We start from the raw sequence: 14,395 nt of genomic DNA, 5'->3' as shown, positions 1-14,395 counted from the left end.
CCAGCATGACGCAAGAAAGCCCGCGGATCATCGGCGGAGTCGATTCCCATGGCCAGACCCATCACGGCGCGGTGATCGACCAGGTGGGCCGGCACCTGGCCGACAAGGAGTTCCCCACCACCACCGATGGCTACCGGCGGCTACTGGAATGGATGCGGTCGCATGGTGAGCTCGTCGCGATCGGGGTCGAGGGAACCGGTGCCTACGGCGCCGAACTCGCCCGGGTACTCACCGCCTCTGGCATCAGCGTCATCGAGGTGGATCGCCCCGACCGTAAAACCCGTCGCCTGAGAGGAAAATCAGACTCGATCGATGCCTACGCCGCAGCCACCGCGGTGCTGGCCGAACGCGCCACCGGCATCCCGAAAAGCCGTGACGGTGTGGTCGAGGCCATCCGCGCCCTGCGCGTGGCCCGCACCAGCGCGGTCAAAGCCCGCACCCAGGCGATCAACCAGATCCGTTCACTGCTGGTCTCCGCACCGGCGGTGCTACGCGAGCAGATCACCGGCCTGAACACCGCCGCACTGATCACCACCCTGGCCCGGCTACGACCCGGCCAGGACCTGGCCCACCCGCCGACGGCCACCCGCGCCGCCCTGCGCCTACTGGCACGGCGCTACCAGGCCCTCGACACCGAGATCGCCGAACTCGACAACGCCATCGCCCCGCTGACCCAACAGGCCTGCCCGGACCTGCTGGAACTCCGCGGCGTCGGCACCCAGACCGCCGGTACCCTCCTGGCCGCCGCCGGCGACAACCCTGAACGCATGCGCTCCGAAGCCGCATTCGCCCACCTCACCGGAGCCGCCCCCATCCCCGCCTCCTCCGGCCGCACCGACCGCCACCGCCTCGACCGCGGCGGCAACCGCTCCGCCAACAATGCCCTCTACACCATCGTCCTGGTCCGCATGCGCCACGACGAACGAACCCGCGCCTACGTCGAACGCCGCACCCAGGAAGGACTCACGAAAAAAGACATCATCCGCTGCCTCAAACGCTACGTCGCCCGCGAGATCTACCACGCACTCACCACCACCCCCACAACACAACAAACCCCTCCAAAAACCCCCACAACCGCCGCTTGACATCTATAGGAGCATCCGTTCGTGTCGTCTACCGAGGCGAACAGGCCGTTCACCGCACACCGGTTGGCGAGGCAGAACCGGACCACTCCCGCAGTGACACCAGCCCCAGCCCCTCGCGGAATTAGCCAGCAGGATCGCTGCTGGCGGTGGCAATGTTGACGATGCCGAGATCCACACCGATGAACCCGGTCGGCTCGTACCGTTCGGTGTCGGGGATGTCCACAGTGACGGCGAGCAACCACATGCCGTCACGGCGCATCAGGTCACACTCGCCCCGCTTGAACCGGGCGAGCTTCGCAAGGCCGTGTTCGGAGCCGGTGAAGGGGATGTTTTTCATCCGCCCTTCAAGGGTCCACAGGGAGATGGTCTTTTTCTCCAGCGCGAAGGACAGATTCCGCGCGTCGTAGGGGTGCGCGCTGTCCAGGCGGAAGGAGATGGGCTTCGACTCCGCTTTGACGCGGCGCTGGGATCCTTGTGTGCCGAGGTTCCCGGCCTTGATGTTCGCCTTCAAGGTTACGTAGGCGTCGCACACCTTCTTGATGATGTGCTGCGCGGCCTGGGATCCGATCCCGGCTTCGCGGAGGTCGTTGTAGGTCAGTTTGCGCAGGTCGTAGTTGCGCTTCACGTCGCGGTCGAAAGCGACCTCGGAGACCTTGTTCGCTTGCTTGTTGAGTGCGTACAGGGTCGACTCCAGCACGGATACCTGCGTGGCATCCGGCTCAAGCTTCACCTGCACGACAATGTTCATACGGCACACGCTACTACATAGATCGTTTGAAAAAGTGCCGGTCGTGTTCCGCGATTCCTCCCGGCCCTGAAGGACCGGGGTTCCTCGCTTGAAGATGCTGAAACCCGTTGCCGGGACTGAGGCTTTTCGCGTCCGGGGTCAATCCGCGCCTGCTCCTGCCCGAACGAGCCGTCGGCCGATCCGGGCGATCTCGTCGATGATCGCGGCAGCGGCCGAGACATCGGCGGACAACGGGCGATCCCGGGCATCCGGATCGAGCGCGCCGCAAGCCCGTCGGTAAACCGCCCGGACCGGTTGCGCAGGGCCAGCCCCGCGCAACCGGAGCGCGCGGACCGCGGCCACCAGTTCGCAAGCCAGGACGAGCCGGTGCGCCTCCGCCGCGCGGCGGGACTGCCTGGCCGCCTGCGAGGCGAAACTCGCGTGTTCTTCGGCGCCCCTGGAAAGCACCACGTGGCCCACCGTCGCGGGATAAGCGGCGTTGCGCAGCTCGGCCAAGGCGGAACCAACGCCGTACTCGAGCAGCATGATTCCCGAGCTGCCCGGCGGGCCGGTGGCCAGGAACGGGCGCAGGCAGGTCATCTCGGGGTCGGTGAGCAGCGACAGCCTCCCTGCCGACAGTTGCGCGGTCGAGAGCATCGCCAGCCGCAGCCGGTCCAGCGCGAGGGCGAGCTGGGCGGCGTGGAACCCGCCGTGGTGCCGAACCTGCAGGTCGGTGATCAGCGGATTCTCGCCTGCGGCGTTGAGTTCCACGGCCAAGACCGAGTCGATGTCGGCCCAGGCCTCCAACGCGGGGCCGTGGACCTGTGGGAAGCACCGCAGACCGAACGGGTCCTGGATCCTGCGTCCAGCAGTCACCGCCCCGCCGAGCAATGCCAGCATGTCGGCGGCGACCCGGGCCGCTCCGGCGTGCGGCCGCCCTGCGTGCACCTCAGGCGCGAACGGCTCGGTCGACCCATCGACGGCGAGCAAGGTCAGCGCGGCGATCGGAGCGGTCGCATCAAGAAGCCCGTGCACCTCCTCCGCCGCCAGCGCCGCCTGGGCGATGGTCAGGGCGTTACTGCTGATCAACGCCAGGGCGTCGCCGTCGGTCATGATGACCGGATCCGGCGGCCGTCCCCCACCTGCCCAACTCGCCTCTCCCGCGAGAGCGAGCCCGAGTTCGGCCAACGGGCCGAGATCGCCGGTCCCGACGGCGCCGTGCTCGTGCACCTCCGGACAGGTACCGGCGTTGAGCGCGGTGACCATTGCTTCGGCGATAGCGGGTTGCAGCGCGGCACCGCGCAGGACCTGGTTCACCCGGACCGCCAGCATCGCCCGGACGTCTCGTTCGGGCAGCAGGTTCCCGATTCCGCTGGCATGGCTGCGAAGCAGCCGCATCCCGTGCGCCGCGCTTCCGGGCACCACTTCTGCACGGTTGGCACCGACGCCGGTGGTGCGCCCGTACACCGGCTGCGGCACGGGCTTCCGCGCGTTCAGCCAACGCTTTCGGAGGCGGTCCAACGCGGCCGGTGACGCGCCGACCCCAAGGCCGTCCGCGATCCGAACCACGTCCTCAGCGGCCAGTTCTGGACCGCCGAGGAGCACGGGATTTCCGGCGCGCACCGCACCCTGAACGGCAGTCACGACTCCTCCCTCCACGCGCAGCGTCAGATGAGGGCTGTGTCGTCGATGGGACGCAGCTCCTCGGCGTACGACACGGAAACTCGCCGGATCACGCCGCCGGACACGGCGTACTGCCCCATCCGCCACAGCGGTGGGGAGTACGCGTGGATCGAGACGCTCCTGCGCTCTTTGCCCGTGAGCCGGTGGATGTGCTCGGGGCCGCAGCCGAACACGAAGCCGGCGCCGACCTCGGTCGCCAAGCTCGGCCCGGCCACCGCCAGGTTGTGCTCGACGAGCGCACCCCCGGCCACCGCGACCGCGAACGAGGAGATGTCGTGGTCGTGCCAGCCCGTGTCGTTCTCCGGCATCCAGCACAGAACCCACACGTCGACGTGCGCGTCCCGGTGTAGCGATGCGTAATGCCGCTTGTAGTCGCTGAAAGCGACGTGGTGCCGCCACAGCTCCGGTCGGCGCGCCAGGTCCGCGACCAGGCCGAGCAGCTCGCGCGGGTCCAGGCAGCGGCCGGGCAGGGTTTCGAGGGTGAAACCGGTTGGCACCTCGCCGATCGGGAGCGCTCGCCGGGCAGGCACTTCGACAGTCGCGTGAGATTCGCCGATCACGGTAGTCCTCCTTCGAGCAGGCGACGCGGGTTCGAACAGCGGATGGCCCGGGAGGCGGCTTCCCCCAGGCCGGGATCGGTCGGCTCGGCGTAGGGGCGGTCGCTGCCGAGGACGACCGGGTCGATCCCGAGCACCCGGACCAGCGCGTCCACCCCGCGCGGCCCGTACGACGACGTGTCGACGAACACATCCGGGTCGATGCGGTCGAACGCCCCGCCCCTGGCCACCAGTCGCTCGTGGTGCACGGGTGCCAGCCCCGCTCCGGCGGCGAAGCAGATCCGCAACTCCGGCAGCAGCGCGCGGCCCGCGACGTGCCAGGACCACCACGCCGCCTGCATCTGCGCCACGTAGTCGACGACCGGCGGCCACCACCCGGGCACGCCAGGCGGGCAAGTCGCTGCGCCGGGGTGCACCATGACCGGTCGGTCGTGCTGCTCGCACACCGCGAGCAGCGGGGCGATGCATTCCACGTCAGCGGGTTTCCGCATGGCGTCGGCCGGGATCTGCAGGCCGACGCATCCGCTGCCGAGCGCGTCCCGCACCACCTCGGCGTCGGGTTCCAGCACGTTGGCCGCGGCCCACACCCGGAACGGATCGGGCAGCTCCAGCGCGCCACGATGCCATGCGTCCAGCAGCGGGCCCGCTTCCTCCGGCGGCAGCCATTCGATGGCCAGCGGGCTGGACAGCGAAATGACCGCAATCCCGTCTTCCCGGGCCGCGCGCTTCACCGGTTCGTGGTCGGCCGGGTCCACCTCGAACGGCGGCTCGCCCGCCACGTGCAGGGTCCAGCCGCGCAGCAGCGGCGGATTCGCCCGTGCGCGCAACGCGTCGATGAATTCCGCAGGCCACAGGTGCTGGTGCACGTCGATCATCAATCCGGGCACGGCAAAGCCTTGTGAAGCGTTTCAGTGAACGGCTTCAGTGAACCGCCTCAGCGGGCTTGCGGTCAAGGGCCGAACGCGTCCATCCGCCGCGCGCTAGGCTTTCCAGGTGCAACGCCGCAAGCGCCCCACGATCAAGGACATCGCGGCGGAGACGGGGCTCTCCCCTGCCGCGGTGTCCTACGCGCTCCGCGGCCTGCAGGTCCCCCCGGAAACCCAGCAGCGCGTGCGGGAAGTCGCCGACCGCCTCGGTTACGAGGCCGATCCGGTCGCCCGCGCGCTGGCCAGCGGGCGCACCGGGATGGTCGGCGTGCTGTGCAGTTCGCTCGAAGATCTGTGGCAGCAGAACTTCGCCACCACGCTCGGCAGGCGCTTCCTCGCCGCGGACCGCAACACCCTGTTCATGGACTCCGCCGCCGACCCTGCGCGCGAGGCGCTGCTCGCCAAGAACCTCCTCGACCAGCGGGTCGACGCGCTCGTCACGATCCCGGTCGACCCGACGTCCCGGCACTGGCCGGAAGCCGCTGAGCGGACCATGCTCGTCGCGATCGGCGACCCGCTGCCCGGGGCGTCCACCGCCGCCGAGGTGGTCTTCGACAACAGCCTGGGCGTCACCGACGCACTGAAGACCCTCAGCGCCGCCGGGCACGACGAGGTCCTGGTGCTGACTCCGGGACCGCGCCTGATGCGCCAACGCCCGGCCGAGAAAGTCGTCCACGAGGTCGCGCGCGAACTGCGGATGAGCTTGCGCGTCCTGGCCTGCCCCAACGACTTGACCGGCGCGGCCGAGGTGGCGCGGACCGCGCTCGCCGAGGAACCCCGGCCCACCGCGGCGTTCTGCCTCACCGACTCGATGGCCTACGGCGTCTACGAGGCAGCTCGCGATCTCGGCCTGGCCATCCCCGCGGACCTGTCCGTCCTCGGCTACGACGATCATCCGGTGTCCCGACTGCTGACACCCGCCCTGTCCACCTACCGCTGGGACGTGCAGACCGTCGTCGACGCGGTCGTCGAGCGCGTGCTCAAAGCGGTCGACAAGAACCGGCGCAGCCGGCGCAAGCTGATCGCACCGGAGCCGAAGCACCGCGACTCGGTGGGCAGACCACGCCGGTGACCGGACCTCGGGCTACGGAGTCGGGTGCTCCTCGACGAGGGGCTCAGGGGCCGACAGCCGCCATGCCTCGTACACGAGCTCCTTGAGCTCATCGGCGTCGATCCCCCGCAGATGCACGACCACCCAGCCGAATCCGCCTGCCGTGAACTGCACCTCGAACACGTCCGGGCGCTCGGCGACCAGTGCGATCTGCTCGGACAGCGTCTGCTTCAGGCCGACCGTCTCCGTTCGTGGCCAGTAGTAACCGAACCGCTTGCCGCGCACGCTGAACGACGTGTAGTCCCTCGCCTCCGCGCGCTCGACCTCGGCGAGGCGGTCCACCATCCGCATGAACTTACCGCTCGGCACACCCATGCCCAGCATTCTGGCGCACACCGCCGACGTTCCGGACCAAGCAACCTCCCGTGGCTGCGGCTAGCCCAACTACCCCATTTCGACCCGGCGCAAGATCCACCGATAGTAAGCTCCCGCCGAGGAACGATGGTGGACCTATTCGGACGAGACGAGTCGTTGTGCCTGCTCGCTAACGCCGCGGCGCAAGCGCGGGCCGGACGCGGCGGGCTCATCATGCTGCGCGCAAATCCGGGTCTCGGCATGACCGCCCTGCTGGACGCCCACTCGGCTGCGGCGCGCGGCATCGGCATGCGGTCGCACCGGATTGTCGTGCTACCGCCGAGCGGATGCACGGAGTTGTCGACCGGTGTGCCGGAGTGGACCGAGCCCGCCGTGGTCGTGATCGACGATCTGCACCGCGCGGACGACGCGACGCTGCTGGCACTGCATGCGCTCGCCGAAGGACTCCGCGACCGCTCGCTACTGGTCGTCACCGGGCGGCATCGCGGTACTACTCCCGCCCGGTTCGAGCGGCTCGATCGAATGGCAGTCGTACATGACCTGCTCCCGCTGGAGGACGACGCTGTCAGCGCTGTCCTCGCCGAAGTATCCGGTGGGGAGCCGCCGGAATCGCTGCTGCGGCTTGCGGACGAGGCCCGCGGCAACCCGTGGCTGTTGACCCGCCTCGCCGATGACGACCGCACTTCGGCGGTGACCGCCCGGGCGACCGACCTGGCGGGCGGCGACGCCGCCCTGCTGCGTTTCGCCGCGATCCTGAACGAACCCGCGGCGGTCGACGAATTGGCCGCCGTCGCCGAAAGGGCACCGGTGGACGTGCTGGCCGGGGTCGCGCGGCTGGCCGCGCTAGGGCTGGTCGAAGAGCAGGCCGGGCTGGTGCGGTTCCGGCATCCGGTGGTGCGCCGCGACGTGGCGGCGACCTCGGGGGGTTTGCGCGGTTCCGCGGCGCGGACGCTCGCGGGCCGCGGCGCCGCGCCCGCTGCGGTCGCCGAACAGCTCGCGCACACACCGATGGACGCCTGGACCCTGGCTTGGCTCGACGACCACGCCGACCGCCTCGCCACCCAGCCGACACCGGCGGTCGTGGAGCTGCTCGACCGCGCCGTTTCCTGGCTCCCGCCCGGAAATTCGCGCCTGCACCCATTGCGGGCCGCGCTGGCCGAGGCGCTGATGTGGTCGGGCCGGGTTGATGAGGCGCTGCGCGCCGCCAACACCAGTCTGGCCGCGCATCCGGACCCGCCGATCAGGCACCGGCTGCGCGCGGTGCTCGCCCTGAGCTGCATCCGGGAGATGGATCCCGAAGGCGCCGCAAGGGCCCTCGATCCTGAACGGGTGCACGGGGAACTCCCCGGACGGCTCGCCGCGATCGACGCCACCGCTTGCCTGCTGGCCGGCGATCTGGAGGGCACAGAGCGCGCCGTCGAGGTCGCGGCACCCGAAGCCACGCACGACCCGCTCATCGAGGTGTACCTGCTGAACGTCCGCGCGACGGGTCTTTTCGTGTTCCGCAACCTCGCCGGGGCGCTGGAGGTGCTGGACCAGGCGGACGCACTGCTCGACATCGCGGTCTCCGACCGCGGCCAATGGCTGATGTCGCGCCTGCTGCGCGCGGTCGTCCAAGACCTGCGCCAGGACCGGACAGCGCTGCAGACAGTCGAGGAAGCGCGTCCGCTCGCGCGGGTGTTCGGCGCGGGCCTGCTGGCCTGGCTACACACCATCGCGGCGCTAGCCTCGTTCAACAACGGGCTGTGGGATCAAGCCCTCGACGAGATCGACGCGGCCATGGCCCTACCCGACCTGTACGGCATGGGCGGGCCGCTGCACGGGGTGGCCTCGTCGATCCTGCTGAACCGCGGTGACCTGCCCGGTGCTCGCGTCCACGTCGAGCTCGCCGAGCAGTCCGTCAGCCGCGGGGTCGCCGTGTTCTACGAGCAGATCACCGTGCTGTCGCGCGCTGTCGTCGCCGACGCGGAAGGCGACGCGCAGCGGGCGCTAGAGCTCGTGCGCAGCCTCGCCGACGGCGCCGTCGGGGTCCACCACGGCCACGCGGTCTCGACCGTCGGCGCCCGGATCGTGCGCATAGCGATCGCGGGCGGCGACCACGACCTGGCTGCCCGGCTGCTCGCGCAGATCCGGGAGTTGAGCACCGGCGAATCAGCCGGCGAGCGCAATGCGCTGATGTACTGCCAGGGCTTGGTCGACAGCGACGTCGACCTGCTGCTGACCGCCGCCGAAGGATTCGCCCGGAACGGATCGCCGATCTCCGCCGCGAGCGCGGCGGAGGACGCGGCGCGGATCCTGGCCGCGTCCGGCAGACCCACCGATGCCCGGGCTGCCTACCAGACCGCGATCGACCGGTACGCCGCGCTGACGGCCACCGGCGCCATCCAGCGAGCCGACGCGGCGCTGCGCGCGTACGGCGTCCGGCGCGGCGCGACGGGGCCCCGCCGCCGCCCGAAGCACGGCTGGGACAGCCTGACCGCCGCGGAGCTGCGCGTCGCAGAGCTCGTCGCGCAGGGCCTCACCAACCGGGAGGTCGCCGAACGACTGGTCGTTTCGGTCCGAACGGTCGATTCGCACATGTCGCGGATCCTCGCCAAGCTCGGCTACTCGTCGCGCGTCGAGATCGTGCTCGGATTCGAGCATCGTGGCTGAGGCCACCACCAGCCCCGAATGCCCGCCGCCGATGCCGGTGGCACCGAAAGTCCTCGCCCCGACGTCGAGCCGCGGTCGTCGCAGCAGCTCGCGCAACCTGGGCGACCATTTCGCGCAACCGGCCACGACGTGCGCGAATCGCGCGACGTCAACGCGGCATACCTACGGGATACCGACAACATCAGCAATGTTGCTGATGATTCTGCGGGCCGGTTATGATGATCTTTATTCGGTGCCTGCCGAGGGGAAGCAGGCCCGACATCAAAGGTGGAACACCGCATGAACCTCCTGCGCAGGTCCGTGCTGCGTGGCTGGGTCGCCGCGCTGGTCGGCGTCGTCGCTGCGTCGGGAACGGCCGCGTCCGGGGCGCCTGCGGCGAACGCGCCCCCGCGTTTCAAGGTCGGCTTCGGCACCCGGGAGGGCAGGGCGATCTCCGGCCACTCGATGGGCGGCTTCGGCGCGTTCCACTACGCCGAGCACCGGCCGGAGCTGTTCAGCTACGTGGGCAGCTTCTCCGGCGGTCTCGACCCGTTGAGCCAGGAAATGCGCGCCGCTGTCATCGGCACCGCGCAGATGCCTTCGTACGGCACGCCGACCGTCCCAGTCGAATCGATCTTCGGCCCGCCGGTGTGGCCGCTCGACGGCGTCTGGAACGGGCAGAGCCCCGCCCAGCACGTCGAATCGCTGCGCGGCATGGGCGTGGCGATGTACACCGCCGACGGCGGCGGCCTGGCGGTGGACCCCGTCCAGGCCGCGGTGGAGAACCGGGCCAGGCAGACGGCCTTGGTCACGGCAACCAACTTGACCGAGGCAGGCATCCCCTACGAATTCTCCGACCACCGCGATGGCAGCAACTGGGCGCCGGGCTGTACCGGCAAGCACAACCAGGACGCATGCCTGCAGGCCGACATGAACCATTTCGTGCCTTTGGTCATGGCACGGCTGAAACACCCTTGACCACAGAAAATGTTCGTGATGGTGGCGCGCCGGCGAGCCGGGGCACCGATTGGAAGGCAGAAGACCGGGAATGATCGACGACTCCGGAACAGCGAATCTCGTTGACACGGCGTCCGCCGGTGTGCAGGAACTGGCGAGCGCCGCCACCTCCGTGCTGGACCAGGCCGGGCCGGCCGGCGCGCTAGCGCAGCCCGTCGTGAACGCGCTGCGCAACGTGTGGGAGGGGTACTTCGGTTCGCCGATCCCGTCCGACGGCACGAACTGGAACGCCTACACCCACGAACAACTCCACCAGATGCTGTGGGACAACGCCGACGTCGGTGACGTCGGCACGGTCGCCGCCGAATGGGGGCGGCACAGCACCGAGCTGACCGACCAAGCGGACTCGATGCGCCAGCAGCGGGGCGTCATGCAGTCGCACTGGAGCAGCACGGCGGCGGACCTGGCGACGAACCGGCTCGGCGAGCTCGGGGACCGGACCTCCGACATCGGCACCCGCGCGAGCACCGTCCAGCAGGCCACCCAGGACGCCGGCGACGCGCTCTCCGCCGCACGCAACACGATGCCGCCGCCGCCCGGCGACCCGACCGGGATGGCCCTGTCCAGCGCCGCAGCCGGCGCCGGTGCGGGTGCGGTCATCGGGGGCATGGTCGGTGCGGCTGCGGGCGGGATCGGCGCCGGCCCGGGCGCCGTGATGGGTGCCGCCATCGGCGCCGTGGCCGCCGGCGGCGGCAGCCTGTTCCTCGCCAGCGTCGATGCCGCCCAGAAGAAGGCTGAGGCGGTGCACGTGATGCAGCGCTACGAGGCGAGCCTCCACAACAGCAGCCGAGCGATCGCACCGGCCGGGTCGACCGCGGCCGAGGCCTTCGGCACTGCACCGGCGCAAACCTCCGCGGCCGGATTCGGTGGCGGAGGTTCGGCGGGCGGCGTGCCCTGGGGGAAGCTGGTCGGCGGCGCCGACCCGTTGGGTGCGGGAACGCGCGGCGGGGCACTCGGCGGGGCGCTCGGGGGTGCTCTGATGGCGCCGGCGGGCGCGACGTCCGGTCTCGCCGGACGCGGCGCGGGCAGCGGAAGCATGATGCCGCACGGCGCGCGGCGCAGCGCAGAGGAAGAAGAAGAGCAGGTGCACCAGAACCGCATGCCCACCGTCGACCAGAAGTTGTTCGCCGACGACAGGCCGGCCAGCGCCCCGGTCATCGGAATCTGAGCAGGACAGGAGCGAGAACCTTGACCTCCGAAGGAAACCCCGGGCGCGGCTACCAGGTCGCGCCGCAAGACCTCGCGTCGCAGGTCACGGCGCTGTCCGGGATCGGCGAGCGGACCAACGGCCTGGTGACGTCCGCCGGCGAGCTGGCCGGTCGGATGCCGATGCTCGGCACCGCACCGCCCGCGCTGCACCTGGCGAATCGGCTGCGCGAGGCAGCCGGCGTCTACGGGCTCACCGGTGAGATCAGCGCCGCCGACACCGAGCTGAACAGCTTCCACACCGCGCTGCAGGCGACCGTCACCGGATACATCCAAACCGACGACGACAGCGCGCAGGCGCTGCGGAACACGGGCGGTGCCGCGAGATGACGGCCGCGACCACGCGCACCCCACGACGCGGGGCCCCCGAAGGAATCCACTTCGGACAGATCGAGCTCGACCTGATCGCCACCCACGTCGGCGTGCCCTTCCCGTTCCCGCTCCGCGTGCCGTCGTTCGGGCGGATCGCCGGTGAGCGCGAGGTCCTGCTCGCTGCGGCTGGGCAGACCCTCCAGGCCCGCGGTCTCGCCGACGAGGACGGACCGGCCGGCGCCGCGACCGAGTTGGCCACGGCGCTGCGCGAGCACCGAGGCACCGTCGACCTCGTGCTGGTGGACGGCGATGGGGCGACCGCCATCGTGGCGATGGTCTACCGCTCCTGGGCGCTGATCTGCGAGCAACCGCTGGACAACGACCCGGCCAGCCCGGTTCGGATCCGCCGGGTGGTGGCGAACGCGCTGACCGACTCGCTGCTCGCGATGGTGCCCGACGTGGCGGCGGCCAGGTCGATGCCGATCTCGCTGCCCGAACGCGCGATCAGCACCGCGGCGGACCTGATCAGCGCCGCGGCGGACGACGCGGCGAAGGAAAGGCTGCTGCGCGAGCTCGTTCGCGACTGCGGCGGTGATCCGGACGTGCTCGACCACCTCGCCGGCCTGCTCCCGTCGCTGACCGGTCGAGGCCAGCTCGGCGCGACGCGCCGGGGCGGCGACGGCAGCGTTCGGGCCGGCACCGAACTGTCCTGGCTGGACGGTCTGCGCGGGCGGGTTCGGGTCAACCCCGCCCGCAACGGCTGGATGAGCATCAACCCGTTGCGAGGGGACGACCTCCGGTTCGCGCTAGACGACCTGGCCGGAATCGCACGCACGCCGCGGTAGCGCGAACTGTTCAGGACGAGTCGGAGGAAACACCGTGGATTCAGCAGCACAGTGGCTGGCGAGCTACGACCAGAAGCTCGCGCGGGCGGCGGCCAACGCCAAGGCCGCGAGCGAAACCCTGAGCCGGATGAGCGGCACCGCTACTTCCCCGCGCGGCGAAGTTGCAGTCCAGGTCGGCCCCAGCGGAGCGCTGGAGGACATCCGGCTGACGCCGACGGCCCGCGCGATGGAGGTCGAGCAGCTCGCGAAGCTCATCCTGGCCACCGCGCAGGAAGCGCAGCGCTCGGTCGGCTCCCAGGTCGTCGAGATCATGACCGATTACGTCGGCGACGGCCCCGCGCTTGATTTCGTCAAGCAGAACATGCCGCCCGCCACCGGGGTCGACGCAACGTCGGGTGCGCGCCCGATCGACAACGACGAGGACTACTTCGCGAACCCGCGGGTGATCGTCTGATGAGCGCACCCAACAACTTCCAGGTCGATCCTGCCCAGATCCGGGAGCACGCCAACACGGTCTCCGGCATCGCCAGCGGGCTGTCCTCCGCTAGCGGAGGCCTGCCGGGCGAACCGGCCGAGAACGCGCTCGGCACGTTCGTCCAGTTCCTCACGGCCGGGTTGGGCACCGCCATGACCCAGGCCACGGACGCCATCGCGCTGGCAGCGTCGGCTGTGGACGATGTGAGCGCAGCGCTCGTGCGGACCGCCGAGGACTACCAGCGCTCTGATGAGCACAACGCCGCTCTGCTGCTCGGGAAGGACTTGCCGTGACCACAGTTGCCACGAACCAGCCGGATCTGGGGCAGTCGAGCATGTCCCAGGTCGTCGACGACCTGAAGTCGACCACGCAGGCGGTGCAGGGCAAGGGCTGGCTGTCCGGTGACTTCGGCGGTGCGAGCCCGGGGCTGCGGATCATCGCCTCGGTGCCCGACCCGCTGTCGGCGCTGTCCGGGGCCGGTTTCGGCTTCATCACGGAAGCCGTGTCGTTCCTGGCGGAACCGCTGCAGCAGCTTGCCGGTGACCCGAGGTCGGTCTCGTCGGGAGCCCAGGGCTTCCAGGCCGCCGGACAGGCCGTTTCCTCGATCTCCGACTCGTATCGGGAATCGGCCGGCTCGCAGACCAGCGGATGGTCGGGTGCTGCGGCTTCGGAGTACCTGAAGACCGGCGCGGAGCTGATGGACGGGATCAACGGACTCGGCCAGGCAAGCGTCGCGTTGGCCGAAGCGGCAGCCGGCGCGGGCGAGGCGGTCGCGAAGACGCTCCAAGAGGTCACGACCCTGGTCAACGAGGCGACCGCGAAGATCATCATGATCATCAACCAGGCCCTCGCCGCGGCCCAGGCGACCTTCGGCGCGAGCATCGCGGCCGCGATCCCGCAGGCCGTGCAGGTCGCCGTCGAATACGGCGGGCGGATCCTCGGGCACATGCAGAACCTGTTGTCCAGCAGCCAGAACCTGATGACGCACGTCAACTCGACGGCGCAGGCCGTGTCGAAAGTGACCGACAAGATCGCGCAAATCAGCGAGCGCTGCCAGGCGAGCACCGAAACGTCCGGGAAGCCTACGACCGTGGCGGGATCGGTCGGGAGCCCGGGCCAGCCGTCGAGCGTGTCCGGCGTGGCGCAGACCCAGGCGCTGCCCGACTCGGGAACTTTCCAGCCGTCCTTAACCGCAGCCGCCCAAGCGTCGTACGCGGGGGGTGCGTCCCCGTTGCCGCACCTGCCGTCGTCGCAGGCCCATGCACCGTCGCAGGTGCCCCAGGCAGGATCGGCGGTACCCGGCTCGGCGTCGGCCCAGGCATCCTACGAGTCCCAGTCCCAAATGCCCTTCGGTGCGGCCCCGTTCCTGCCGCCCCGCACGGCACAGTCCCAGGAAAAGGACAGTTCCGACCGACCAGGCGCTCGCGAGCAGCGTGAGTTCGAGGCGGGGAGCTTTAACGAAAAGCGGTGACCTCGCAGGCCAGCACCGCTCGCCGGACTGCCTT

15 protein-coding genes are annotated in these 14,395 nt (G+C 70.2%); 10 read left to right on the top strand and 5 right to left on the bottom strand.

The features are described from left to right. Nucleotides 1-5 precede the first annotated feature (5 nt). A complete protein-coding gene (locus tag DL519_RS05410) occupies nt 6-1,085 on the top strand; it encodes an IS110 family RNA-guided transposase (protein ID WP_190813148.1) in 1,080 nt (359 codons plus the stop codon). Nucleotides 1,086-1,206: 121 nt separating this feature from the next. On the opposite strand, the gene DL519_RS05405 is transcribed toward DL519_RS05410, so the two are convergent. The 4 genes from DL519_RS05405 to DL519_RS05390 form a co-directional block, all read right to left on the bottom strand. Then, complete coding sequence (locus tag DL519_RS05405; protein WP_190813147.1) at nt 1,207-1,833, bottom strand: transposase; 627 nt, start codon at nt 1,831-1,833, stop codon at nt 1,207-1,209. Nucleotides 1,834-1,971: 138 nt separating this feature from the next. Beyond that, complete coding sequence (locus DL519_RS05400; RefSeq protein ID WP_190813146.1) at nt 1,972-3,456, bottom strand: aromatic amino acid ammonia-lyase; 1,485 nt, start codon at nt 3,454-3,456, stop codon at nt 1,972-1,974. 23 nt (nt 3,457-3,479) lie between these two features. After that, on the bottom strand, nt 3,480-4,055 hold the full coding sequence (locus DL519_RS05395) for a cysteine dioxygenase (RefSeq protein WP_190813145.1): 576 nt from the start codon (nt 4,053-4,055) through the stop codon (nt 3,480-3,482). After that, complete coding sequence (locus DL519_RS05390; RefSeq protein WP_223838467.1) at nt 4,052-4,939, bottom strand: amidohydrolase family protein; 888 nt, start codon at nt 4,937-4,939, stop codon at nt 4,052-4,054. Before DL519_RS05390 ends, DL519_RS05395 begins: the two co-directional genes overlap by 4 nt. A gap of 106 nt (nt 4,940-5,045) precedes the next feature. On the opposite strand from DL519_RS05390, the gene DL519_RS05385 reads away from it, so the two are divergent. Further along, nucleotides 5,046-6,050 (top strand): LacI family DNA-binding transcriptional regulator, encoded by a 1,005-nt coding sequence (locus DL519_RS05385; RefSeq protein ID WP_190813144.1) that lies wholly within the window; start codon nt 5,046-5,048, stop codon nt 6,048-6,050. A gap of 12 nt (nt 6,051-6,062) precedes the next feature. On the opposite strand, the gene DL519_RS05380 is transcribed toward DL519_RS05385, so the two are convergent. After that, nucleotides 6,063-6,404, bottom strand: a complete 342-nt coding sequence (locus tag DL519_RS05380; protein ID WP_029535083.1) for an MmcQ/YjbR family DNA-binding protein — start codon at nt 6,402-6,404, stop codon at nt 6,063-6,065. Between the two features lie 126 nt (nt 6,405-6,530). Between DL519_RS05380 and DL519_RS05375 the strand changes: the two genes are divergently transcribed. The 8 genes from DL519_RS05375 (at nt 6,531) to DL519_RS05340 (ending at nt 14,361) form a co-directional block, all read left to right on the top strand. Further along, nucleotides 6,531-9,056 (top strand): helix-turn-helix transcriptional regulator, encoded by a 2,526-nt coding sequence (locus DL519_RS05375; RefSeq protein WP_190813143.1) that lies wholly within the window; start codon nt 6,531-6,533, stop codon nt 9,054-9,056. A 279-nt stretch (nt 9,057-9,335) separates the two neighbouring features. Continuing rightward, a complete protein-coding gene (locus DL519_RS05370; RefSeq protein WP_190813142.1) occupies nt 9,336-10,013 on the top strand; it encodes an alpha/beta hydrolase-fold protein in 678 nt (225 codons plus the stop codon). A 70-nt stretch (nt 10,014-10,083) separates the two neighbouring features. Further along, entirely contained in the window at nt 10,084-11,220 is a 1,137-nt protein-coding gene (locus DL519_RS05365; RefSeq protein WP_190813141.1) for a hypothetical protein, read from the top strand. Between the two features lie 20 nt (nt 11,221-11,240). Beyond that, nucleotides 11,241-11,588 (top strand): hypothetical protein, encoded by a 348-nt coding sequence (locus DL519_RS05360; RefSeq protein WP_190813140.1) that lies wholly within the window; start codon nt 11,241-11,243, stop codon nt 11,586-11,588. Continuing rightward, entirely contained in the window at nt 11,585-12,415 is an 831-nt protein-coding gene (locus DL519_RS05355; protein ID WP_190813139.1) for an ESX secretion-associated protein EspG, read from the top strand. Before DL519_RS05360 ends, DL519_RS05355 begins: the two co-directional genes overlap by 4 nt. A gap of 34 nt (nt 12,416-12,449) precedes the next feature. Beyond that, nucleotides 12,450-12,869 carry a YbaB/EbfC family nucleoid-associated protein gene (locus tag DL519_RS05350; protein WP_190813138.1) on the top strand — a complete coding sequence of 140 codons (420 nt, stop codon included), beginning with the start codon at nt 12,450-12,452 and terminating at the stop codon, nt 12,867-12,869. After that, a complete protein-coding gene (locus DL519_RS05345; RefSeq protein ID WP_190813137.1) occupies nt 12,869-13,183 on the top strand; it encodes a type VII secretion target in 315 nt (104 codons plus the stop codon). The genes DL519_RS05350 and DL519_RS05345 overlap by 1 nt, the downstream gene beginning before the upstream one ends. Further along, complete coding sequence (locus tag DL519_RS05340; RefSeq protein ID WP_190813136.1) at nt 13,180-14,361, top strand: hypothetical protein; 1,182 nt, start codon at nt 13,180-13,182, stop codon at nt 14,359-14,361. Before DL519_RS05345 ends, DL519_RS05340 begins: the two co-directional genes overlap by 4 nt. The last annotated feature ends 34 nt before the right edge of the window (nt 14,362-14,395 follow it).

It is taken from the genome of Saccharopolyspora pogona (assembly GCF_014697215.1).
Taxonomy (GTDB): Bacteria; Actinomycetota; Actinomycetes; order Mycobacteriales; family Pseudonocardiaceae; genus Saccharopolyspora; species Saccharopolyspora hattusasensis.
This window is presented reverse-complemented; position numbering and strand designations above follow the sequence as displayed.

What these genes read in the sequence shown, in the direction of transcription:
- DL519_RS05410 (WP_190813148.1), top strand. Translation starts at nt 6, where the DNA reads ATGACGCAAGAAAGCCCGCGGATCATCGGCGGAGTCGATTCCCATGGC.
- DL519_RS05405 (WP_190813147.1), bottom strand. Translation starts at nt 1,833, where the DNA reads ATGAACATTGTCGTGCAGGTGAAGCTTGAGCCGGATGCCACGCAGGTA.
- DL519_RS05380 (WP_029535083.1), bottom strand. Translation starts at nt 6,404, where the DNA reads ATGGGTGTGCCGAGCGGTAAGTTCATGCGGATGGTGGACCGCCTCGCC.
- DL519_RS05375 (WP_190813143.1), top strand. Translation starts at nt 6,531, where the DNA reads ATGGTGGACCTATTCGGACGAGACGAGTCGTTGTGCCTGCTCGCTAAC.
- DL519_RS05370 (WP_190813142.1), top strand. Translation starts at nt 9,336, where the DNA reads ATGAACCTCCTGCGCAGGTCCGTGCTGCGTGGCTGGGTCGCCGCGCTG.
- DL519_RS05365 (WP_190813141.1), top strand. Translation starts at nt 10,084, where the DNA reads ATGATCGACGACTCCGGAACAGCGAATCTCGTTGACACGGCGTCCGCC.
- DL519_RS05355 (WP_190813139.1), top strand. Translation starts at nt 11,585, where the DNA reads ATGACGGCCGCGACCACGCGCACCCCACGACGCGGGGCCCCCGAAGGA.
- DL519_RS05345 (WP_190813137.1), top strand. Translation starts at nt 12,869, where the DNA reads ATGAGCGCACCCAACAACTTCCAGGTCGATCCTGCCCAGATCCGGGAG.